Source organism: Streptomyces sp. NPDC002845 (genome assembly GCF_053591955.1).
Genome location: NZ_JBSFUU010000011.1, coordinates 48,323 through 70,161 on the forward strand (window position 1 = coordinate 48,323; position 21,839 = coordinate 70,161).

Below are 21,839 nucleotides of genomic sequence, written 5' to 3' on the forward strand. Positions count from 1 at the left end.
CGCCGTGCACAACTCCGCGGTGTTCCTGATCGAGTTCGGCGGCATCATCCTCGGCCTGGGACTGCTGGGCCGCTTCGCCGGGCGGTTCCGGTTCTCGCCCATCCCGCTGTACCTGCTGGCGGGGCTGGCGTTCGGTGAGGGCGGGCTGCTGCCGCTCGGCGCGAGCGAGGAGTTCGTGGCGGTCGGCGCCGAGATCGGCGTCATCCTGCTGCTGCTCATGCTCGGCCTGGAGTACACCGCCAGCGACCTGGTCTCCAACCTCAAGACCCAGTATCCGGCCGGCCTGGTGGACGCCGCCCTCAACGCGCTGCCCGGTGCGGCGCTGGCCCTGCTGCTGGGCTGGGGCCCGATCGCCGCCGTCGTGCTGGCGGGGGTCACCTGGATCTCCTCCTCGGGCGTCATCGCCAAGGTCCTCGGCGACCTCGGGCGGCTCGGTAACCGCGAGACCCCGGCGATCCTGAGCATTCTGGTTCTGGAAGACCTGTCCATGGCCCTCTACCTGCCGATCCTCACCGCGCTGCTGGCCGGTGCCGGTCTGGCCGCGGGCAGTGTCACGCTGGCCATCGCGCTCGGCATGGCGGGGCTGGTCCTGTTCGTCGCCGTACGGTACGGGCGGCACATCTCCCGCTTCGTCTCCAGCGACGACCCCGAGAAACTCCTGCTGGTCGTCCTCGGCCTGACGCTGCTGGTCGCCGGGCTCGCCCAGCAGTTGCAGGTCTCCGCCGCCGTGGGCGCGTTCCTGGTGGGCATCGCGCTGTCCGGTGAGGTCGCCGAGGGTGCCCATACGCTGCTGGCCCCGCTGCGGGATCTGTTCGCCGCGGTGTTCTTCGTCTTCTTCGGTCTGCACACCGACCCTGCCAGCATTCCGCCGGTGCTGCTGCCCGCGCTCGCGCTGGCCGCCGTCACCGCTCTGACCAAGATCGCCACCGGGTACTGGGCCGCCCGCCGGGCCGGGATCGCGCCCCGGGGCCGCTGGCGGGCCGGTGGGGCCCTGGTCGCGCGCGGCGAGTTCTCCATCGTCATCGCCGGGCTCGCCGTCACCGCCGGCATCGAGCCCTCGCTCGGCCCGCTGGCGACGGCGTACGTCCTCAGCCTGGTCATCCTCGGCCCGCTCACCGCCCGCTGGACCGAGCCCCTCGCCACCCGCCTGGCCAGCCTGCGCCGCAAGCCGGCCGGCCTGTCGTCCGGAGCCGGTGCGGGGATGCCCCTGGAAACCCTGGACGACCAGGACAGCGTCCACCGGACCTGAGACGGGCCTGCGCGCTGTGCCGGGCCTGGAGCCCGGGCTTCCTGTGCCGAGCTTCAAGGCACAGGTCGTCGACGACTACGAAGTCACCCCGACGACCGGCTCACCCCGGGCAAGCCCGCGGACCTGACGCTGACCGCGGCCAAGGACGGCAGGCCGGTGGGCAACCTCCAGCCCCACCTGGGCCCGTACGGCCATCCGGTCGCCCTGCGCGCCGGTGACCTCGCTACCCGCACGTCCACCCGAACGGCGGGCCCTGCGGCGGAAAGACCCGGCCCGGCCGCCCCCGAGGCCTCCTTCGGCGCGACGGCCCCCGGGCAGATCACATGTAGGCAGAGATCACGGCAGTGCCCGCAGCACGGCGGGCTCCGAGCGAACGCGCACAACGCAAGCGGGGCGGGGCCACATCGGCCCCGCCCCTCCAGGAATGGCAATTCAGCTGCAATGGCAATTCAGCTGCCCGGCTGCGTCTCGTTCTGCTTCTGCAGGCCCAGCGACCAGTCCTTGAGATTGGCCAACAGAGACAGCGCCCGCGCGTGCCCGGACGGCCAAAGAGGCAGCACGATCAGCGCTGGAGCCCAGCAAGCGGTCACGATCAGCAGAGGGACCAGACGGATGGCGACGACCAGCACACGTTGGCGCCCTCGGAGCAGGGCGCCCATCGCTGTCACGAATGCGGACATAGTCCTCTTCCCGGCGTAGGCCCGGCACTCCATGCGCCGAGCTGGATCGTCATCGACCGGCTTCCGGAGCCTTTCCGGCGAAGTGCTCGGTACTGGTACGTCCACAACGCGGGGCAACTAGGGGGTGTTTCGAAAGTCCTGTGCGGTGCCCGCGGTGTCCGGTGCGTGCTCTCGGCGCGCCGGACGAAAGCCCTCGTACTGGACGTACTTGGGCTTTCGGCTGGTGCGGCGAGAGTGCGTGCCGGGCGCCGTGGGTGCTGTGCGGGACTTTCGAAACACCCCCTAGCCTGGTCCGCACTGACGAGCTGTGATTTCCGGGGAGACGGCTTCCCCGGAAGGCTGCAGGAGGCGGGGGTACGGCGTGGGTGAACATGCCGAGCGGTTCTGGGCGGAACTCAAGGCGCTGCGTGACAACGCGCCCAGGCCGACGCTGGGCAAGTTGGTCAAACTGATGGGCGATCCACCGCCGGTGGCTGACGCCACTATCAGCGATTGGCTGACCGGGAAGACGGTGCCGTCGAAGGACAGTCACGTCCAGTTCTTCCTCGTCATGGTGTTCCACCTCCAGAAAGAAGCTGAGGCATCCGCCACTGGATACACGCCCCGCTCCCTTGACTGGTGGCGGAACTTGCTCACCCGGGCTCGCGACGAGCGCGCCAGGGCCCGTGGCGGCCGGCCACGCAACAGAGCCACTTCGATGCCCGCGCCGAGCCCGATGATGCTGCCGCCCGCGCCCCCCTACTTCACCGGTCGCGAGCACCCTCTGGCGGAGGTGATGGAGTGGTTGGACCCCGATCGTGAGCATGCGGCGGCGACGGTGGTGGTCTCAGCGTTGGCCGGCATGGGCGGCGTCGGCAAAACGGCACTCGCCCTGCATGCTGCCCATCAGGCTGGAGATCGGCGATGGTTTCCCGGCGGAATACTCTTCGCGGACCTGCGCGGGTACAGCCCCCACCTTGAGCGAAATGCCGACGCGGTAGTCGACCTGTTTCTGCACGCACTTGGTGTCAGGGCGAAGGATCTACCCGACACATCGGACGAGCGACTGCAGGCCTGGCAGGCTCGATGCGATTCCCTGGCAAGGCAGGGACGGCCGCTGCTGACCGTGCTGGACAACGTCCGCGACACCGAACAGATCAGCGACGTGCTCCCCGTCCACCCACACCGAGCCCTGATCACCTCCCGCGGCAAACTCTCCGCCCTGCAAACGGCTCACCGCATCGACCTTGCTCCTCTGAACCTCTCCGACGCCGTCGCCCTGCTTGACCGAGCGCTGCGCGCCGGCGGAACCAATGACGAACGCGCTACCACACAGGCCGAGGATGCCGGCCGATTGGCTACTTTGTGTGGCTGCCTTCCCCTGGCCATCCGGATCATCGCCGCGCTCCTTCGCGATCAGCCCTGGAGGAGCCTGGCCGCCCAGGCCGACGACCTCGCCGATTCCCGCAGCCGACTGAGCGCCATCGCCTACCCCAGCACCGATGCCGAACATCGGCCGCTGGCGGTCCGAGCCTCGATCGACCTGTCCTACCAGCACTTGGAGGACGCACAGCGAAGAGCATTCCGACTGCTGTCAGCCGCTCCCGGTGCTGACATCTCAACGTCAGCCGCAAAGGTTCTCCTCGACAATGCCGATGCCCGCGCATTGCTGAGCGACCTCGACCGCGCTCACCTCCTGCAGAACAGGCCCGGGCCTGAGGAGCGGTGGGCGATGCACGACCTGATCCGTCTTTTCGCCGACGAGCACAGCCGGAAACACTCCGAGCCGGATCACCGGTCGGCTGCCGTTACTCGCCTGCTTGATCACTATCTCGCAACCGCGCAGGCCGCGTCTGCGCACTTGAACACGCAAAGCAGCTTCCCGGACCCCGGCAGGTTCGCCAATCGAGAGCTGGCGCTGGCCTGGCTGGAAGCCGAGCGTTCCGTGCTTCTGGCGTGTGCTGCCGAGGCCATCACACATCACCATCCGGCCAGTTTCACCCTTGCCTTCGCTCTGGCCCCCTTCCTCGACCAACGCGGGTACTTCGATGACTGGCTCTCCCTCTCGACCGCTGCCGTCTCCCAGCTGCATGCCGCCGGTGACCTCGCAAACGAAGCTGTCGCCCTGAGCAACCTTGCCTCTGCCTACAGTTCGCAGCGACGGTTCGACGATGCCCTCCACAACGAAACTGCCGCACTCGGCGTCTTCCGGGAAGCCGGTCTTCGCACACACGAAGCCAATTCCTTGCTGAGTCTCGGGCTCATCCAAACGGACCTCAGGAACTTCGACGAGGCGCTAGAAAATTTAACCGCCGCTCACGACGTCTATCGAGAAACAGGCAACAGATACGGCGAGGCAATGGCACTCGACAATCTGGGTCTCCTCCTCCGTTCGGCCGGGAGGTCGAACGAGTCGGTCGATTACCATACTTCCGCCGTTGCTCTCTTTCAGGAGTATGGAGACCTGCACCGTGAAGGCATAGCCCAGGACAATTTGGGCATCGCTCTGACGATGACTCAGCGGTTCGAGGAAGCCATCATTGCCCACACCCGATTCCTCACCATTTGCGAAGAGATCAAAGACCGTCGCGGTATGGGCCACGCACTGAACAGCCTGGGATTCGACCTGGCCCTGGCAGGGAAACCGGGTGAAGCCGTAGGCCGGTTGACCGAAGCCGTGAAAATCTCTCAGGAAACCCACGACCGCCACAGCGAGGGTCGCGCGCTCAACAACCTCGGAGGAACTCTCTCCAAACTGCGGCGCCTCAAGGAAGCAGCCAAGTACTTCGCAGAAGCATCGGTCGTCTATCGCGAGACCGGAGATCGCCACAGGGAGCGGGAAGCCGCTCTCAACTTCGCGAAGGCCCACAACCAACTCTGGTTGCGTCGGGTCCGAGCATGACGAGTCCCAAGTGATGCGTCGTCAACTGGCCTGCGAGGGCGGCTCGCTGCCGTCTGGACCGTTCACCACCGGTGCGTATGATCCCGCACAGGAACCCCCCACAGAGGAGCTTGAATGTTAAAGTTCAGACGGGCAGGCCTCGTGTTCACGATGGCTGCTCTGCTGTCCGCCATGGTCGCGCCGACCGCGACCGCAGCGCCGGACGGTTCTGGTCCCGGTGTGCCTCTGGACCAGTTGGCGGTGGTCACCACCCCGGTGGCGTCCGGTCTGGAGCAGCCGGTCGCGATGGTCGCGGCCAACGACCACAGCGGGCGGATACTCATCGCCGAGAGAGGGGGCACGGTCCGGGCCTTCCATCCGAAGGACGGGCTCGCCGCCGACCCGGTGCTGGACATCAGCGACCGGGTGAACAGCGAAGGCTTCGAACGCGGCCTGCTCGGCATCGTCCCGGCGCCCGACTTCCGGAAGACCTCGCAGGTGTACGTGGCCTACACCAGCCGGCCGGACGGAGCGTTGACGCTGTCCCGGGTCCCGCTCGGCGACCCGGCGCGGGAGCAGGTGCTGCTCACCCAGGACCACTCCCAGTTCGGCAACCACAACGGCGGCCAGCTCGCGTTCGGCCGTGACGGCTACCTGTACTGGGGCCTCGGCGACGGCGGAGGCGGCGGGGACCCGCTTGCCACCGGGCAGGACCTCGGCACGCTGCTCGGCAAGATCCTGCGCCTGGACGTGAGCCGCTCCTGCGGCGAACTCTCCTACTGCGTCCCGAAGGACAACCCGTTCGTCGGAACGTCCGGGGCCCGGCCGGAGATCTGGGCCTACGGTCTGCGCAACCCGTGGCGGTTCTCGTTCGACAAGCTCGACGGCTCCCTCTGGCTGGGCGACGTCGGTCAGAGCTCGTTCGAGGAGGTCAACCACGCCAGGGCCGGGCTCGGCGGGCTCAACTTCGGCTGGTCCTGCATGGAAGGGCCCGAGGTGTTCAACGCCGAACGCTGCGCACCGGACGCCGACTACACCGACCCGGTATTCCACTACCAGACCGGTGTTGACGGCTGCTCGGTCATCGGCGGACACGTCTACCGTGGCCACCGGCACGCCCGCCTCGCCTTCGGCACCTACGTGGCGACCGACTGGTGCTCCGGGACCGCGTGGGCGGTGCGCGAGAACCACGACGGTACCTACCACAGCGCCACGATCGGCCAGTTCCCGACCCAGGTCAGCTCGTTCGCCGAAGACCGGTTCGGCGAGCTGTACGTGATCACCGACCGCACCGGTGAACTGCACCGCGTCGGCTTCGAGCGCGTCGCACCGCAGGCGGACCGACCGTAGGGCCGGGGCCGGGTGGGAGATGGAGCGACATCTCCCACCCGGCCCCGGTAGGCGGTCAGCCGAGGTACCGGTAGGCCCGGAACACGGTCTGGCTGAAGGTGTTGCCGGCGGCGTCCTCACCGCTGGTGCGCAGCGAGACCCATCCGGAGCCGGTCGAGCTGGCCGGGTGCGTCAGCAGCGCGGTGCCCTTGCTGCCCCAGGCGGTTGCCGGGACGCGGGTCCAGGTGGCGCCGTTGTCGTACGACGCCTCGACGGTCACGGTGCGCAGGCGCCGATGCGACGGGGAGCCCTGTTGCTGGACGACGAAGGGCACCTCGAACCGGGTGTCGGCGGGCGCGACGCCGTGCGGGTCGGTCGGTGGCTGGAAGCGCACCACCGTCAGCGGCAGCGACGTGGTCGCGTCGGTGTGTCCGGAGCGGAACGTCCAGCTCGCCTCGACGCGGTGGGACCGCTGCCCGTGCCACAGCTGCTCCCGGGAGAAGGTCGCGTCCAGGCGGTAGTTCGCCGTCTCGGCGGGTACCGTCCAGTGCTCGTCGAAGTTGTCGAAGTTCTCCTCGTCGGGCCACGGCGAGTTCAGCTCGCCCACCAGCGTGCCGTCCCGGTAGAGCAGCGCCTTCCCGGTGCTCATCGCCCGGTCGTTGTAGTAGTGGTGGTGCGGGTCGGAGTCACCCCACGGCGAGAACTGCGGCTTGATGCGGTCGCCGGTGCGGGTGAGGAACTCCCCGTTGGCGGGCAGCGACGGGCCGGCCACCGGATAGTTCCACATCTCCTTCACCCGCTCGCCCGGCCGGTAGGTGCGGAGGTCGGAGTACTGGTGCCCGAGCGCGTAGTAACCCCGGCCGTCCGAGGTCTTGTAGTGCCCCATCGCGCCGGTCCACGACACCTCCGGGTCGGCGGAGTAGTACTCCACTCTGCGACCCGGGATCGGCACGTTCCGCACCTCGGTGAAGTTGGTGCCGCCCAGTCCCGGGATGAACCCGGCGATGACCCGGGCCGCACCGTCGAACTGCCGGTCCCGCTTGCCGTACCAGGCGTCCACCTTGGCCAGCTCGCGGGTCGGGACGTCGTAGGACAGCCGGGCCGGTATGCCGCCCTTCTCGTGCTCCAGCAGCGAGTAGAGCGGGCCGGGGTTCAGCGCGCCAGGGTCCGCCGGTTCCGCCAGCGTGGTGCGGTAGTAGTACCGGTAGGAGCTGTCCTGCTCCCGGGCCGGGGTCGGGACCGCGCGGAACGTCGTCGGCGAGAAATCCGGACGCCACAAGCCCCACCTCGATGTCTCCCGTGCGCCGGAGCCGTCGACGGCGGTGTGCAACCCACCGAGGTCCTCGAACCACGGCGCCACGGTGTCATCGCCTTCGACGCCCACCGACACGGGTTTGCCCTTGCGGGCGTCGAAGGCGATCGAGGTCGTGCGGTCCAGGGTGACTCTCGGCCGGCTTTCCAGGGTGACGTCGATGCTCTGGCGGGTCTCCGGGTCCGCCGTGTGGGTGGTCGCGGTGATGCCGTACTCGCCCTTGGGCAGGCGCATCCGGACCGTGGGCGCGGTCGCCGCGCTCACCCACACGGAGGTCGAGGGCCCGATCCGGTCGAGCGGATCGACCATGACGACCGTCGGGTGGATCCCCAGTGGCCTGTTGCCGTCCCGGTCGACGGCCGTGAACGCGAACTCGTAGCTCTCCGGTTCGAACTGGGCGGCGACCGTGGTCTGCACCCGGGTCGCGCCGTCCGGGCCGGTCGCCTCCAGCCACCAGCCGTACTCGCCACCGGTCGGCGTGGCGTTGGCGGGGTCGACCGTCACGTCCACGTCGGCCGTCCCTCGCGCCGGCACGGTGATCTCGGTTTCGGACAGGCTCAGCAGCCCGGTCGGCGGGCTCCCCCCGTCCGGTGCGCTGAGCGACGGGCTGAGCCGCAGGGTCACCGGCGCGTCGCCGTCGTTGCGGTAGGTCACGGTCCGCGTCACCGCGGCGTTGTCCGCGTGCGGCCACTGGAACGAGCCCATCCGCAGGCTGGTCGGGGTGGCGGTCACCGGCTGGCGCACCGCCCGGGCCACGTCGGTCAGGCCGCTGCCCTGGTCGTACACGCTCTGCCCGGGCTGCGGACTCGCGGTGGCGGTCAGCGCGGCCTTGAGCCGCTCTCCGTCCCACTTCGGATGCGCCTGGGCGAGCAGCGCCGCCGCGCCCGCCGTCGCCGGCGCGGCCATCGAGGTACCGGACAGCCTGGCGTAGTTGTCGTCGACCGGGTCACGGTCTCCGGCGGGGGTGCCCTTGGCCCGTGCCGCGATCACATTCACGCCGGGAGCGGTGATATCCGGCTTGATCGCGCCGTCGCCGAGCCGGGGACCGCGGCTGGAGAACGAGGCGATGGCGTCGGCGGAGTCGACCGCGCCGACGGTGAGCGCGGCGTCCGCCGCGGCCGGCGCGCCGACGGTGGTGGCGCCCGGCCCCGAGTTGCCCGCCGCCACGACGAACAGCGTGTCCGACTGCGCCGACAGCGTGTTCACGGCCTGGGACAGCACGTCGTCTCCGGCGCTGGGTGTGCGGCTGCCGAGGCTAAGGTTGACGACGTCCGCCCCCTGCGCGACGGCCCACTCCATGCCCTCGATGATGTCGGAGCCGAAGCCGGAACCGCTCGCGCCCAGGACCTGGCCGACGAGCAGGTCGGCGTCGGGCGCCACACCCTCGTACCGGCCGCCGGAGGCGCCGCCGCTGCCGGCGACGATGCCCGCCACGTGGGTGCCGTGGCCGTTGTCGTCGTCGGCGTTGTCCGAGCCGTTCGCGAAGTTGTGCTCGGCGACGACCCTGCCCTGCAGGTCCGGATGGTCGTGGTCCCAGCCCGTGTCCAGCACCGCGACCTTCGCGCCCTTGCCGGTGTACCCGGCCTCCCGGGCCGCCGGCACACCGATCTGCGCGTTGCCGACGTCGTCCCGGGTTTCGTACCGGGCGTCCAGCCACACCTTGCGCAGGCCGGGCGCCAGAGCCGCGGGCTCGCGCACGGCTCTGGCCGCGGGCTCACGCACGATGTCGGCCCAGAACTCGGCGGCCTCGTCGCGCCGTTGCTCGACGGCGGTCGCGTCGATGCTCTCCAGTGTGCGCTCGTTCGTCGCGCCGTCCGCCCGGGCGAGGGCCACGGGTGCCCGGTCGCCGGTGTGGCCGACGATCAGCGGCAGGGCGTCGAGGTGCGCATCGTCGAACCGGTCGCGGATCAGGGCGGTGACGTTGAACAGCCGGTCGTCCAGGGTGCCGGTGTGCAGGAGCCCGAGCGCGTCGGACGGGATGACGCTCAGCTCACCGGCCTCCTCCTGCTGGTGGAACACGACGCCCGAGCGGCCCTTGCCGGGCGTCACGTGCACCGCCTGGCGACCGCCGCCGAGTTGGGTGATGCTGACGGTGTCGCCCGTGATCAAGGTGACCGTGACGCCGTTGTCGCCGGCCGGGTCGGGAACGGGGTCGGGGGGCGCCGCGCCGGCCGGTGCGCCGATTCCGGCGATGAGTAATGCTCCGGCCAGGCCAGGGCCGAGTCTTCGGGTGAGCCGCTGACGGATCATGGTCATCGTGCTCCTCACGGTGGGGGTGAACGCATTCGTTCATATCGCTGCCGCCCCGGGCGGAGGCCAGACCTTTGCCGGGCCCATTGCGGCCAGTGGCCGCTGGCGGCCACAATCGCTACTCGTGATCAATCAGCTCAGCGCCGCGGGTGTGAACCCGTTCGACGAGGCGGCCTACCGGGTCGTGCTGGCCCGGCGCATCGCCGGACCGCCCGATGTCGCCGGTGAGCTCGACTGCACCCGGGAACGGGCCGCCCGCTCGCTCGACCGGTTACAGGAACACGGGCTGATCGTCCGGCTCGCGGGCCGGCAGCGCCGGTACGCGGCCGTCGACCCGCATGTCGCCGTGGAGGCTCTCGTCCGGTCCCGCGCCCACGAACTGGACCAGATCCGGGCCGCGGTCGGCGACCTGTCGCGGCTGTTCGTGGCCGCGCAGGCCGACGGCGCGGAGCAGATCGAGGTCGTGTACGGCAGTGACGCCCTGCTGGGATGGTTCGTGCGGTTGCAACAGGAGGCCCGTGAGGAGGTCCTCGGCCTGGACCGGCCGCCGTACGCGCAGGGCCCCCGCAACGCCGCCGAAAGCCCTGCGCTGGCTCGCGGCGTCCGCTACCGCGGCGTGTACGCCCCGGAGGCACTCGAAGCCGCCAGCCTGCCGGAGATCCGGAACCTCACCCACCACGGCGAGCAGGCAAGGGTGCTGCCGGGCCTGCGGGTCAAACTGGCCATCTCCGACCGCCGGCTGGCGCTGCTGCCGTTGTCGTTCGACATGGGCGACGTGCACGCGGTCGTGGTCCGGCCCTCGGCGCTGCTGGACGCCCTGGTCGACTTCTTCGAGCTGTGCTGGCAGCAGGCGGTGCCGCTGCACGGCGACGCCGCGGACGAGCTGGGCGACGAGGACCGGTCCCTGCTGGCGTTGCTGGCCGCCGGGCTGAAGGACGACGCCATCGCCCGGCGGCTCGGCTGGTCGTCGCGCACGATGCGACGCCGAATGAGCGCACTGCAGGCCCGGTTCGGCGCGACGAGCCGGTTCCAGGCAGGCGCGATCGCCGCCCGCCGGGGCTGGCTGTGAGGCAGCCGCTCACCCCGTCGCGTCAGCCGTACAGACCAACGCTTCAGCCCCTGGCAGCGCAGTGGACAACCGTTTGCCCCCTCGTGGAACATGTCCGCACCCGCGTGAGTGAGCGAGGGCGAGATCACAGCGGGTACCGGACCGAACCGCTTGCGAGTCCCGCCCCACAGGAAGAGGGTTCCCTTGTGAGCCACTTTGACGTACTTGTTCTGGGAGCCGGCCCCGGCGGCTACACCGCCGCCGTACGCAGCGCGCAGCTCGGCCTGTCCACCGCGGTGGTCGAGGAGCGCTACTGGGGAGGCGTCTGCCTCAACGTCGGCTGTATCCCTTCCAAGGCCCTGCTGCGCAACGCCGAGATGGTGCAGTTCGTCACCAACGAGGCCAAGTCGTACGGCATTTCGGTCGGCGGTGAGGTCTCGGCCGACTACGGAGCCGCCTACCAGCGCAGTCGCAAGGTCGCCGACGGCCGGGTGCGGGGCATTCACTATCTGATGAAGAAGAACGCCATCACCCAGTTCGACGGACGCGGCACCTTCACCGACGACCACACCCTCGTGGTGACGCGTGCGGACGGCGGCACCGAGACGGTGACCTTCGGCCACTGCGTCATCGCGGCCGGCGCGAGCCCCAAGCTGCTCCCCGGCACCTCCCTGTCGGACCGGGTCGTCACCTTCGAGAGCCAGATCCTCAGCGAGACCCTGCCGAGCAGCATCGTCATCGCCGGGGCGGGGGCGATCGGCGTCGAGTTCGCGTACGTACTGCGCGGTTACGGCGTGGACGTGACCATCGTCGAGTTCCTCGACCGCATGGTCCCGCTGGAGGACGAGGAGATCTCCAAGGAACTCGCGAAGCACTACCGCAAGCTCGGCGTCGAGGTGCTCACCGGTACGGCCGTGGAGTCCATCGACGACTCCGGTGAGCGCGTCCGGGTGACCGTGAACAAGGGCGGCGAGCGCCGCACGCTGGAGACGGACAAGGTCCTCCAGGCCATCGGCTTCGCCCCGAACGTGCAGGGCTACGGGCTGGAGAACACCGGGGTCCGCCTCACCGAGCGCGGCGCCATCGACGTCGACGGCCGCTGCCGTACGAGCGTGCCGCACATCTTCGCGATCGGGGACGTCACCGCCAAGCTGATGCTGGCCCACGCCGCCGAAGCCATGGGCATGGTCGCCGCCGAGACCATCGCGGACGCGGAGACCATGGAGCTGGACTACGTCATGATCCCGCGGGCCACCTACTGCCAGCCGCAGGTCGCCAGCTTCGGCTGGACCGAGGCGCAGGCCCGCGAGCGGGGATTCGACGTCCAGGTCGCCAAGTTCCCGTTCACGGCCAACGGCAAGGCCCACGGCCTGGGCCACGCCGTCGGCTTCGTGAAGGTCATCAGCGACGGCACCCACGGCGAACTCCTCGGCGCCCACCTCATCGGCCCCGAGGTCACCGAGCTCCTTCCCGAACTGACCCTGGCCCAGCAGTGGGACCTGACGGTCCACGAACTGGGCCGCAACGTCCACGCCCACCCGACCCTCGGCGAGGCGGTCAAGGAGGCGCTGCACGGGCTGGCCGGGCACATGATCAACATGTAGCGAGGCTCGCGGCGGTGCTCGGACCGGTCCAGCGTTGACGACCATCTGGCCTACGGGGCAACAACCCGGCACGTGGGCTTCATGGTTTACGGGCCACACCGCACAGGGCGATCACCTCGCCGGTGGCATCGGCCGACCCGGGGTCAGGCCGCCAGTCGGCGAGGGGAACGACACCGGGTTCCAGCAGGTCCAGGCCGTCGAAGAATCCGGCGAGTTGCTGAGGGCTGCGCAGGTGGTAAGGGGCTGCCCCGCTCTCGTTGTAGCGCCGGGTGGCTTCGGCGTTCGCCTTGTTGGTGTCGACGCTGTCGTTGAACGCGAAGTAGCTGCCCGGCGGCAGGGCTCCCATCAGCGCGCCGATGATGGCCCGCGCCTCGTCGTAGTCGGCGATGTGCCCGCTGACCTGCATCAGTGTAAGGGCGACCGGCTTGCTTAAGTCCAACGTCCGGCTCGCTTCCCGCAGGACGGTGTCGGGGTCGTGCAGATCGGCGTCGATGTAGTCGGTCACTCCCTCGGGCGTGCTGGTCAGCAGCGCCCGGGCGTGGGTCAGGACCAGAGGGTCGTTGTCGACGTAGACGACGCGGGCGTCGGGCGCCACCCGCTGGGCGATCTCATGGGTGTTGTCCGCGGTCGGCAGCCCGGTGCCGACGTCGAGGAACTGACGGATCCCGGCCTCACCGGCCAGGTGGCGCACGGCGCGGCCGAGGAAGGCGCGTGAGTCGCGGGCAAGATCGGTGATACCGGGGAAGACCTCGCGGAACGCGTCACCCGCCTCGTGGTCGACGGGGTAGTTGTCCTTTCCGCCCAGCCAGTAGTTCCAGATCCGGGCCGAGTGCGGCACCGTCGCGTCGATCAACACCGACGCCTCGGCGTCCTGGTCGGACGAGTCCTCCATCACCGGGCAACCTCCTTGTGGGGAACCGACGTTCGCCTTGGAGTACACGTTAGGTGACCGGGCCTCGGTTCACTTGCCGGCGGGTGGGTTCACTCATAGAGGGTGGCGGCTTGGAGCGCTCGCGCCAGGAAGGTCCAGTCGCCCTCCTCCGGAAGCCCTTTGGCGAAGTTGCGATACCAGCCCGGGGAGTCGTCGATCCATGCGGCGAGGGCGTCGAGGAAGCGGTCGAGGGTCCGGTTCTCCCACCGTAGCCTGCCTGCCGGCGGAACCATCCTCGGGTCAGGTGCATCGCTGCCCGTCGTGGCCCGTCGTGGCCCGAAAAAATCGCACGCGTCCATGCGGCCGCGACCGGTACGGTCCGGGGATGCTCGATGAGGACGGGTACTTCGGAGAAGACATCGCGGCCACCTACGACGAGTCGGCGGCGGACATGTTCCGCTCGGAGGTGGTGGACCCGGCGGTCGACCTGCTGACCGGGCTCGCCGGCGGAGGCCGGGCGCTCGAACTCGGCGTCGGCACGGGGCGGCTCGCGCTGCCGCTGGCCGGGCGCGGCGTCGCGGTGCACGGGATCGACATGTCACGCGCGATGGTCGCCCGGCTGCGTGCCAAGCCCGGCGGCGATGCCGTCGACGTGACGATCGGCGACTTCGCGACGACGCGGGTGCCGGGCACGTTCGCCGTCGCCTACCTCGTCTTCAACACGATCAACAACCTGACGACCCAGGACGCCCAGGTGGCCTGTTTCCGCAACGCCGCCGCCCACCTCGCGCCCGGCGGCTGTTTCGTCGTCGAGGTGGGCGTGCCCGGCCTGCGCCGCCTGCCGCCCGGCCAGAACGCCGTACCGTTCCACATCAGCCCGACCCGCTGGGCGTTCGACACCTACGACACCGCCACGCAGGCGATGAGTTCGAACTACGTCACCATCGTCGACGGACGCGCCGAGTACTGGTCCATCCCCTTCCGCTACGTCTGGCCGGCCGAACTGGACCTGATGGCCCGGCTCGCCGGACTGCGCCTGCGCGACCGGTGGGAGGACTGGACCCGGAAGCCGTTCACCGGCGAGAGCGAACGCCATGTCTCGGTGTGGGAGAAGCCCGCGGACTGATCACGGTGGCGCACGGTCCTCGGGGTGGGCGCCGCGGGTGCTCGCTGCTCAAACGGTGTCGAGTTCTGCCAACTCCTCGGCGGACAGCGTGAGTTCCGTGGCTGCCAGCGAGTCGCGGATGGTCTCGGGGCGGCTGGCGCCGGGGATCGGGACGACGACCGGGGACTTGGCGAGCATCCACGCCAGGCAGACGCGCTGCGGGCTGACACCGTGGGCCTCGGCCACCCGCGCGAAGGGGGCGAACACCGAACCCAGCTCACCGGCACGGGAGATGCCGCCGAGGGGGCTCCAGGGCAGGAACACGATCCCGAGTTCGTCGCACAGGCGGAGCTCGGGCTCGCTGAAGCGGAAGGCCGGGGAGAACTGGTTCTGCACGGAGACCAGACGTCCGCCGAGGATCTCGTTGGCCTGGCGGATCCGGTCGGGATCGGCGTTGGAGATGCCGGCCATCCGGATCTTGCCCTCGTCCAGCAGTTCGCGTACCGCGCCGACCGACTCCTCGTACGGGACCCTCGGGTCGGGGCGGTGGAACTGGTAGAGCCCGATGGCCTCCACGCCCAGCCGGCGCAGGGATGCCTCGCACGCTTCCTTGAGGTGCCGGGGCGAGCCGTCCAGCGTCCAGCTGCCGTCGCCGGGACGCAGATGTCCGCCCTTGGTGGCGACCAGCACGTCCGCGCCTCGCTCGTGGGAGGCGAGTGCCCTGGCGATCAGGGTCTCGTTGTGACCGACTTCGTCGGCGTCCCGGTGATAGGCGTCCGCCGTGTCGATCAACGTCACGCCCGCGTCCAGCGCGGCGTGGATGGTGGCGAGGGAGCGGGTCTCGTCCGGGCGCCCCTCGATCGACATGGGCATCGCGCCCAGACCGATCGCACTGACCTTCACGTCACCGATGCGGCGAGTGTGCATGTGCTCGTGACCTCTTTCGGGTGTCGCGTTCGAATGGGCCGCGGCTCTACCGGGGCACATACCAGCCTCGCTCCCTCGTCGTCAGAGGTCCAATAGAAGAAGGCGAACGCATTCAGCAGCCGGGCAACTGAATCCGGTGAGCGGCGGGCCGGACGGCGCACAAAGAACCCGGTCGCACCCTCGGCCGGTGCCGACGGTGCGACCGGGTCTCGGTCGTTGGCGGTGCCTTCCGGTTCCGGGCTGCGTCACCGGCGCTGGTGGGAGAGCCGGCGCGCCAGGGGGGGAATGATCACGGCGGCGGCGACCAGGTGGCTCAGCGCCAGGACGACCTGGGTGGACGTGGCGGTGTGCGGGGCGACGGCCGGACCGGCCAGGGACAGTGCGGTGAGCGCGACGGTCGTCACCACGAGGGTACGGGCGGGCCGCTTGGCCCAGCGGGCGAGGGCCACCGCCAGGACGATCCCGGCGACCGACCAGAACAGCACACCACCGGCGAAGCCGCCCACCGGGATCTCCGCGGCCTCTTTGTCGCCGGGACTGGCCGCCGCCATCGGCACGCCGGCCGCGCGGGCGATGAGCGCGAACACCTCGGTCACGACGGCACCGGCGAGGGTCGCCACGATGCCGACCAGCCACACGGGGCGCGTGTCGAGGAAGCGGGCGGTGCGGGAAGAGGTCGAGGGCTGGGACTGGGTGGCGGTCTGGGTCTGGGGCACGGTCGCGCTCATGGGACTGTCTCCTGTGTGTTGTCCGGGGGTTGGTGCGCCTTGCGTAGAGGTAGACCGGGCGGCGCCACAGAACTGAGCGGTCGTCGGAGAAAAATCTTTCGGGCTTTCGGATGCGCGGGACACCGGCGCGATACTGGCCGTATGCGCTTACGAGGCATGACCGGCGTCACCGCCCGACTGATGCTCGTACTGGCCCTGACGACCGCGGTCGGCTGCACCGGGGACGGCGACGCCGCGCGCACCGACCCGCTCCCGTCCACCAGAGCCGCGAGCAAGGACCCGGGCACGACGCCCTCCCCGACCCCGACGGCGGCCGACCCGGTGTCGATCCCCGGCCTGATCGCACGGGAGCACACGGGCTCCGGCCTCCGGCTCGGCAGTGTTCGCGCCCGGACCGGGGCCTACACCCAGTACGCGGTCACGTACGAGGCCAACGGGCTGACGATCTCGGGCATCATGAACATCCCCGAGGGCAAGGGGCCGTTCCCGGCGCTGGTGCTGGCGCACGGATACATCGACCCGGCGGTCTACACCTCCGGCCGTGGGCTGGCGCGGGAACAGGACCTCCTGGCCCGCAACGGCTATGTGGTCCTGCACACCGACTACCGCAACCACGCGGGTTCCGACGACGACCCGGACAACGACGTCAACCTGCGCCTCGGATACACCGAGGACGTCATCGGCGCCGTCATGGCCCTGCGCTCGTCCGGCCGTCCGGAGATCGACGGCGACCGGATCGGCCTGCTCGGGCGGTCGATGGGCGGCGGAGTCGTCTACAACACGCTGGTGGTCGCCCCCGGCCTGGTCGACGCCGCCGTGGTCTTCGCGCCGGTGAGTTCACGCCCGGCCGAGAACGTCGACCTCTTCCAGCGCCGCGAGGGCGACCCGCTCGCCGCGGAGATCGACGCCGAGCACGGCAGCCCGGAGGAGAACCCCGCCTTCTGGAAGCAAGTCTCGCCCCTCACCTACGTCGACCGGGTGACCGAGCCGCTGCTGATGCTCCACGGCACCGCCGACGACACGTGCCCCCTCGCCTGGTCGGAGCGGACCGCCGCCGCGTTCGAGGCGGCCGGCAAGGACGTACGGCTCGTGAAGTACCCCGGTGAGGGGCACGCCTTCGGGCCGCGGTGGCCGGATTCGATGGACGCCACGATGGCGTTCTTCGAGCGCCGTCTCCGCTGAGCCCTCGCGGGGGCGGCCCTAGACCGCAACTCCCCGTTTTCCGGGGGTGGTTGGGAGGGATGGCGGTTCGTCGAGGATGGTGAACGTCCGGTCGAGGCGGGTGAGGCGCAGGACGTGCAGGAGACGCGGGCCGGTGCAGACGATCCGCAGGGTGCCGTGCCGCCGGCCCACGTACGTGTTGATCCGGAGGAGCAGCCGCAGGCCACCCGCGTCGAGGAAGGACGCGGGCCTCAGGTCGGCGACGACGTCGGGGCGGGGGCGGTCGAGGAGCGGGGCCAACCGGGGGAAGAGTTCCTGATCGGCCCAGGCGTCGAGTTCGCCGTGCAGTTCGAGGACGGTCCTGCCGCCCGTGGTGTGGTGGTGCAGGGCGAAGGTGTGATCGCGGCTGTCCATGGCTCACCCCGGTGGTCTTCTCCTCGCGCCGGACGCCACCGGGGTCCGGGGTGGCACCGCAGGATGCAGATATCCCCATGGTGCCCGGCGGTATCGGTCCTTACCCCCCGATGGGGCACCAACTTGCCGTATACACGGATGTCTTGCGAGCGGCGAGCCGGGTCGGCTCGTCTCGCCTCGTCTCCCGTGACCGTGCGGCCGTGCCGGACCACGCCGAGCGGCTTGCCCGTCTCCAGGGCGGGTTCGCCACCGAGGCCGAGTGGCTGCTCCAGGACCGGTTGCCGGAGGCGGGCGTGAGGGTGCGGGGGTGGCCGAGCCGAGGGCGCCCGGCCGGCCTCACACCTCGTTGTCCGGCCAGCCGAGGAGCCGGGCGCCGATCACCGCGGTCTGCAGGGTGTAGCGGTGGACGGGGTCGGCCGGGTTGGTGCCGGTGAGCTTGTGGATGCGTTCCAGGCGGTAGGTCAGGGCGCGCACGCTCAGGCTGAGCCGGCGCGCCGTCTCGGCTGCGATGCAGCCGGCGTCGAAGTACACGGTCAGCGTGTCGACGAGCGGCCGGGCGCCGCCGCGCGCGGCCTTGAGCGGGCCGAGGGTGTTGCCGACGAGGTCGGCCATGGCCTGCCGGTCGCGGGTGAGGACCGGGTAGACGAGGAGGTCGGCGGCGCGCAGTACGGGCTCGTTCAGGTCCAGGCTGGTGGCCAGGTCGAGGGCGTTGAGGGCTTCCTCGTAGGAGTGGACGACTCCGCCGGCGCCGGGGTGGGCCCGGCCGATCGCGACCTGGCCGCCGTCGGTGGCCGCGTACGCCTGCTTGGCGAAGAAGACCAGCACGTCGTCCTGGTCGCCGGGCGCGATGCAGATCAGCCGTCCGTCCTTGGTGGCGAGCAGGATGCGCCGCTCGCCGAAGCGGGCGACGAGGGCGCTCTCCACGTGCCGGGTGGCCGGGTGGGTGTCGTCCACCGCCGGGCCGCCCTGGGCGACGGCGACCGCGTGGGCCCGGGACAGCAGCAGGCCGAAGCGTTCGGCGCGCTCGGCGAGGCGCCCCAGGTCGCTGCGGCCGTAGAGGAGGTCGTCGATGAACTCCCGGCGGGCGGCCTCCTCCTGGCGCATGGCGAGCTTCTGTGCCCGCTCGTGTCCCTCGGCGAAGGCGTCGACCGCGTGCTCGACGGCGGCGAGCAGCCGGTCGGCTCCGGTGGGCGGGAGGTCGGGCCAGATCGTGCGGGTCGCGGACAGATGCGCGCGTACGAGGGCGCGCAGCCCCTGCCCCGATTCCGCGGCGCGCTCTCCCTGGGTCCGCAGGGACTCCAGTTCGTCGCGCGTGAGGCGGCGTCCGGTCGCGCACACCTCGGTGAGGATTCTGGTGTACCCGTCCAGATACTCCTCGGCCATCTCCCACCCCGTCACAAGCCCTCCCGTATCCCTGATGCGTCGCCGGCGCCTTCCTCCCACGCGGCGGACGACTCTGGCGGACGTCCGTCGGGGAGAGGGGCGCGGCATCTACGGCACATCAATATTGCCGGATCACGGCAATGCGGGGACCCGCGGGGCGATTTCACACAGCTCACACAGCTGTTGGCGGAAACGGGGACGCCTCCGGTGCCGGGCTGCGGAAACCCGGCGCCGGAGGCGCTCCCGTTCGGTCAGGTCTCCCGGCGGGTCAGCCGGTGACCTCGGTCTTCCCCTTGGCCTCGGTGCTCTCGCCGGCCTCGGTGGTCTCGCCGGCCTCGGTGGTCTCGGCGAGGGCCGCGGGTCCGGGCTGCGTGCCGCCGCCGGTCCGCCGAGCGAGGCCCTGGAGCAGTTCGGCGAGGTCGACACCCGTGGTGGAGCTCAGGAGTTCGACGCCCTGGGCCACATTGTCGGCGACGGTCCGCGACAGCCGGCCGGCGCCGTCCGTGGAGATGACGGTCATCTTCTCCACGGCGCTGAGCGGCTCGGAGGCCTTGGCGACGACCTGCGGCAGTGCCTCGACGAACATCTGCAGCACGGCCGCGTCACCGTACTGGGCGAACGCGTCGGCCTTCTTGCGCATCGCCTCGGCCTCGGCGGCACCCTTCGCGCCGATCGCCGCCGCCTCGGCCTCGCCCTCCAGGCGGACGGCCTCCGCGATCGCGGCGCGCCGGGCGCGCTCGGCCTCGCCCTGCTTGAGGCCCTCGACGGCCCCGGCCTCGGCCTGCTTGACCCGGGCCACCCGCGTGGCCTCGGCCTCCTGCTCGGCGGCGTACCGCTGGGCGTCGGCCGGCTTGCGGACCTGGGTGTCGAGCTGGCGGTCGGTGAGCGAGGCCTGCCGCTGGGCGACCTTCTCCTGCTCGGTGAGGACCTCCTGCTGCCGTGCGGCCTCGGCCAGCGGGCCGGCGGCGGCCGCGCGGGCCGCGGCCTCGTCGGTCTCGGCCTTGATCTCGGCCTGCTTGAGCGCGAACGTCCGCTGGGCGATCGCGATCTCCTCCTCGGCCTTCAGCCGGGCCTGCTCGGCGGCGCGGCGGGCCACGGCCTCGGCGATGTCCGCCTCCTGCTTGGCACGGGCCGCCTCCGGACGGCCGAGGTCCTCCAGGTAGGAGCCCTCGGTGGTGATGTCCTGGATCTGGAAGGCGTCGAGCACCAGGCCCTGCCCGGACAGGCTCGCCTCGGCCTCCTCGGCGACCTGCCCGGCGAAGGCGGCCCGGTCGCGGATGATGTCCTCCACCGACATCCGGCCGACGATGGCACGCAGCGCGCCGGAGAGCACCTCCTGCGTGAAGCCGACGATGCCGTCCTGCTGCATCAGGAACCGCTGCGCGGCGGCGCGGATGGTGTCCTCGGTGCCGCCGACCTTGACGATCGCGACGCCCTCCAGGTTGGCCTTCACCCCGCGCAGGGTCACCGCGCCGCGCACGGCGACCGGGATGTGCCGCGAGGACAGGTCGAGGGCGAACTTCTGCTGCACGAACGGTACGACGAACACACCGCCGCCGACCACGACCTTCTGTCCGCTGTTGTCGGTGAACACCCGGCCGGTCTCCGGGTCGGTGGCCTTCTTGCCGCGCCGCCCGGTGACGATGAACGCCTCGCTCGGGCCGGCCACTTTGTAGCGCGTGACGACGACGAGCGCGAGAAGCACGAGGAGTACGACGACTCCCGCGACGGCGATGACGACTGAACTCATGATGGTTCCCCTCAGCCCTCCCAGGGGACGGCGAATCGAGAAGGGTGCGTGAAGTGTGCGGGGTACCGACCGGCCGGTACCGAAAAGGACGTCAGCGTTCGACGAGGCGCACGGACACCGCCGTACGCGACAGCGCGCGTTCCACCCAGACCTCGGCGCCGCGCGCCACCGGGACCGGGCTCTTGGCCGCGAGTTTGACCGGCTGCCCGCCCAGGTGCACCAGCACCTCGCCGTAGCCGTCGGCCGGGATGGCGGTCACCACGGAGCCCGACGTGCCGATCAGGTCGTCCTCGCGGGGCGCGGCCCCGGACCGGTCGCTCAGCAGCGCGCGGCTGAGCCGGTACGTGAGCCAGCCCGTGGCGACTCCGGCCGGTACGCCGACAGCGGCGGCCCCGACGGCTCCCACCCCGGTGGTGCCCAGGGCGATCGCACCGGCGAAGCCGAACATGGACAGGAACCCGGCGATGACGGGCAGCGACAGCAGGCCGTCGAACAGGCCGTCCAGCGCTCCGTCGAAGGCTCCCTCCAGGACACCGTCCAGGACGAGGGACAGGAGGAGCAGTACGATCCCCGCGATGCCGAGACCCAGAAACCAGGCCATCCGCGCTCACCGCCTCTCCCTCGCCTTCACCCCACCCGTGAACGCATGCTCACATGTGCGGACGGAACGGGACATTGCCTCGTTCCGGCAATCTTCGCACGGCTTTGATGCCGTGGTCTCCTGCCGTGGTCGCCGGCAGCACCGCCCCGGCCCCAGAAGACGTCCGTGGTGTCAGTCATGCGGAACCACGGCGACCGGGCAGTGCGCGTGACGGATCAGCGCGTGGGCCACCGGACCGGCGTGGGAGCCGGTCGCGGTACGGCGCCGACGGCGGCCCGCCACCAACAGAGCCGCCCCGTCCGCGGCCTCCACGAGCACGTGAGCGGGGCGCCCTTCGGACAGCTTCTCCCGTACCCGGTGTGCCCGGTCCCGTGGGGCCCGCAGTTCGGGCAGGGCCGTGTCCGTCCCGTCCTCGGGCAGGCCTGCGCAGGCGTGCACCAGGCGCAGTGGCAGTCCGCGGCGCAGGGCTTCCCGGGCGGCCCAGGCTGCCGCGGCGACACTCTCGCGCGAACCGTCCAGACCGGCCGCGACGGGCCTGAACACGACCATCACCCCCTTCACCCCTGT

The 21,839-nt window shown here is 70.6% G+C and carries 18 protein-coding genes; 7 read left to right on the forward strand and 11 right to left on the reverse strand.

What is annotated here, in order from left to right; all coding sequences use genetic code 11:
* Window positions 1-4: 4 nt before the first annotated feature.
* Window positions 5-1,249, forward strand: coding sequence for a cation:proton antiporter (locus ACWD3C_RS10210; protein WP_451142274.1), 1,245 nt, complete (start codon window positions 5-7; stop codon window positions 1,247-1,249).
* Window positions 1,250-1,698: 449 nt separating this feature from the next.
* On the opposite strand, the gene ACWD3C_RS10215 is transcribed toward ACWD3C_RS10210, so the two are convergent.
* Window positions 1,699-1,929, reverse strand: coding sequence for a hypothetical protein (locus tag ACWD3C_RS10215; RefSeq protein WP_451142098.1), 231 nt, complete (start codon window positions 1,927-1,929; stop codon window positions 1,699-1,701).
* Window positions 1,930-2,290: 361 nt separating this feature from the next.
* On the opposite strand from ACWD3C_RS10215, the gene ACWD3C_RS10220 reads away from it, so the two are divergent.
* Window positions 2,291-4,810 (forward strand): ATP-binding protein, encoded by a 2,520-nt coding sequence (locus ACWD3C_RS10220; RefSeq protein ID WP_451142099.1) that lies wholly within the window; start codon window positions 2,291-2,293, stop codon window positions 4,808-4,810.
* Window positions 4,811-4,924: 114 nt separating this feature from the next.
* Window positions 4,925-6,139, forward strand: coding sequence for a PQQ-dependent sugar dehydrogenase (locus ACWD3C_RS10225; RefSeq protein ID WP_451142101.1), 1,215 nt, complete (start codon window positions 4,925-4,927; stop codon window positions 6,137-6,139).
* 55 nt (window positions 6,140-6,194) lie between these two features.
* On the opposite strand, the gene ACWD3C_RS10230 is transcribed toward ACWD3C_RS10225, so the two are convergent.
* Entirely contained in the window at window positions 6,195-9,686 is a 3,492-nt protein-coding gene (locus tag ACWD3C_RS10230) for a S8 family peptidase (RefSeq protein WP_451142103.1), read from the reverse strand.
* 118 nt (window positions 9,687-9,804) lie between these two features.
* On the opposite strand from ACWD3C_RS10230, the gene ACWD3C_RS10235 reads away from it, so the two are divergent.
* Both ACWD3C_RS10235 and lpdA read left to right on the forward strand, forming a co-directional pair.
* On the forward strand, window positions 9,805-10,749 hold the full coding sequence (locus ACWD3C_RS10235; protein WP_451142105.1) for a helix-turn-helix domain-containing protein: 945 nt from the start codon (window positions 9,805-9,807) through the stop codon (window positions 10,747-10,749).
* A gap of 185 nt (window positions 10,750-10,934) precedes the next feature.
* Window positions 10,935-12,332: a dihydrolipoyl dehydrogenase gene (gene lpdA, locus ACWD3C_RS10240; protein ID WP_451142107.1), complete on the forward strand. Its 1,398-nt coding sequence runs from the start codon at window positions 10,935-10,937 to the stop codon at window positions 12,330-12,332.
* 79 nt (window positions 12,333-12,411) lie between these two features.
* On the opposite strand, the gene ACWD3C_RS10245 is transcribed toward lpdA, so the two are convergent.
* Both ACWD3C_RS10245 and ACWD3C_RS10250 read right to left on the reverse strand, forming a co-directional pair.
* Window positions 12,412-13,224 (reverse strand): SAM-dependent methyltransferase, encoded by an 813-nt coding sequence (locus ACWD3C_RS10245; protein ID WP_451142109.1) that lies wholly within the window; start codon window positions 13,222-13,224, stop codon window positions 12,412-12,414.
* An 89-nt stretch (window positions 13,225-13,313) separates the two neighbouring features.
* A complete protein-coding gene (locus tag ACWD3C_RS10250) occupies window positions 13,314-13,496 on the reverse strand; it encodes a DUF7660 family protein (protein WP_451142111.1) in 183 nt (60 codons plus the stop codon).
* Window positions 13,497-13,588: 92 nt separating this feature from the next.
* On the opposite strand from ACWD3C_RS10250, the gene ACWD3C_RS10255 reads away from it, so the two are divergent.
* Window positions 13,589-14,329 carry a class I SAM-dependent DNA methyltransferase gene (locus ACWD3C_RS10255; RefSeq protein WP_451142113.1) on the forward strand — a complete coding sequence of 247 codons (741 nt, stop codon included), beginning with the start codon at window positions 13,589-13,591 and terminating at the stop codon, window positions 14,327-14,329.
* Between the two features lie 48 nt (window positions 14,330-14,377).
* Here the strand turns inward: ACWD3C_RS10255 and ACWD3C_RS10260 are convergent, their stop codons facing one another.
* Complete coding sequence (locus ACWD3C_RS10260; RefSeq protein WP_451142115.1) at window positions 14,378-15,235, reverse strand: aldo/keto reductase; 858 nt, start codon at window positions 15,233-15,235, stop codon at window positions 14,378-14,380.
* Between the two features lie 245 nt (window positions 15,236-15,480).
* The gene (locus ACWD3C_RS10265; protein WP_451142117.1) at window positions 15,481-15,963 is read right to left on the reverse strand and encodes a DUF6069 family protein; all 483 of its coding nucleotides are present in this window, start codon (window positions 15,961-15,963) and stop codon (window positions 15,481-15,483) included.
* A 141-nt stretch (window positions 15,964-16,104) separates the two neighbouring features.
* Between ACWD3C_RS10265 and ACWD3C_RS10270 the strand changes: the two genes are divergently transcribed.
* Window positions 16,105-17,145 (forward strand): alpha/beta hydrolase family protein, encoded by a 1,041-nt coding sequence (locus ACWD3C_RS10270; protein WP_451142119.1) that lies wholly within the window; start codon window positions 16,105-16,107, stop codon window positions 17,143-17,145.
* 18 nt (window positions 17,146-17,163) lie between these two features.
* On the opposite strand, the gene ACWD3C_RS10275 is transcribed toward ACWD3C_RS10270, so the two are convergent.
* The 5 genes from ACWD3C_RS10275 to ACWD3C_RS10295 all read right to left on the reverse strand — a co-directional run bounded on the left by ACWD3C_RS10275 (window position 17,164) and on the right by ACWD3C_RS10295 (window position 21,815).
* Window positions 17,164-17,538, reverse strand: a complete 375-nt coding sequence (locus tag ACWD3C_RS10275; protein WP_451142121.1) for an STAS domain-containing protein — start codon at window positions 17,536-17,538, stop codon at window positions 17,164-17,166.
* A gap of 336 nt (window positions 17,539-17,874) precedes the next feature.
* Window positions 17,875-18,921 (reverse strand): PucR family transcriptional regulator, encoded by a 1,047-nt coding sequence (locus ACWD3C_RS10280; RefSeq protein WP_451142123.1) that lies wholly within the window; start codon window positions 18,919-18,921, stop codon window positions 17,875-17,877.
* Between the two features lie 268 nt (window positions 18,922-19,189).
* Window positions 19,190-20,671, reverse strand: coding sequence for a flotillin family protein (locus tag ACWD3C_RS10285; RefSeq protein WP_451142125.1), 1,482 nt, complete (start codon window positions 20,669-20,671; stop codon window positions 19,190-19,192).
* Between the two features lie 91 nt (window positions 20,672-20,762).
* Window positions 20,763-21,272, reverse strand: a complete 510-nt coding sequence (locus ACWD3C_RS10290; protein WP_451142127.1) for a hypothetical protein — start codon at window positions 21,270-21,272, stop codon at window positions 20,763-20,765.
* 171 nt (window positions 21,273-21,443) lie between these two features.
* On the reverse strand, window positions 21,444-21,815 hold the full coding sequence (locus tag ACWD3C_RS10295; protein WP_451142129.1) for a universal stress protein: 372 nt from the start codon (window positions 21,813-21,815) through the stop codon (window positions 21,444-21,446).
* Window positions 21,816-21,839 lie beyond the last annotated feature (24 nt).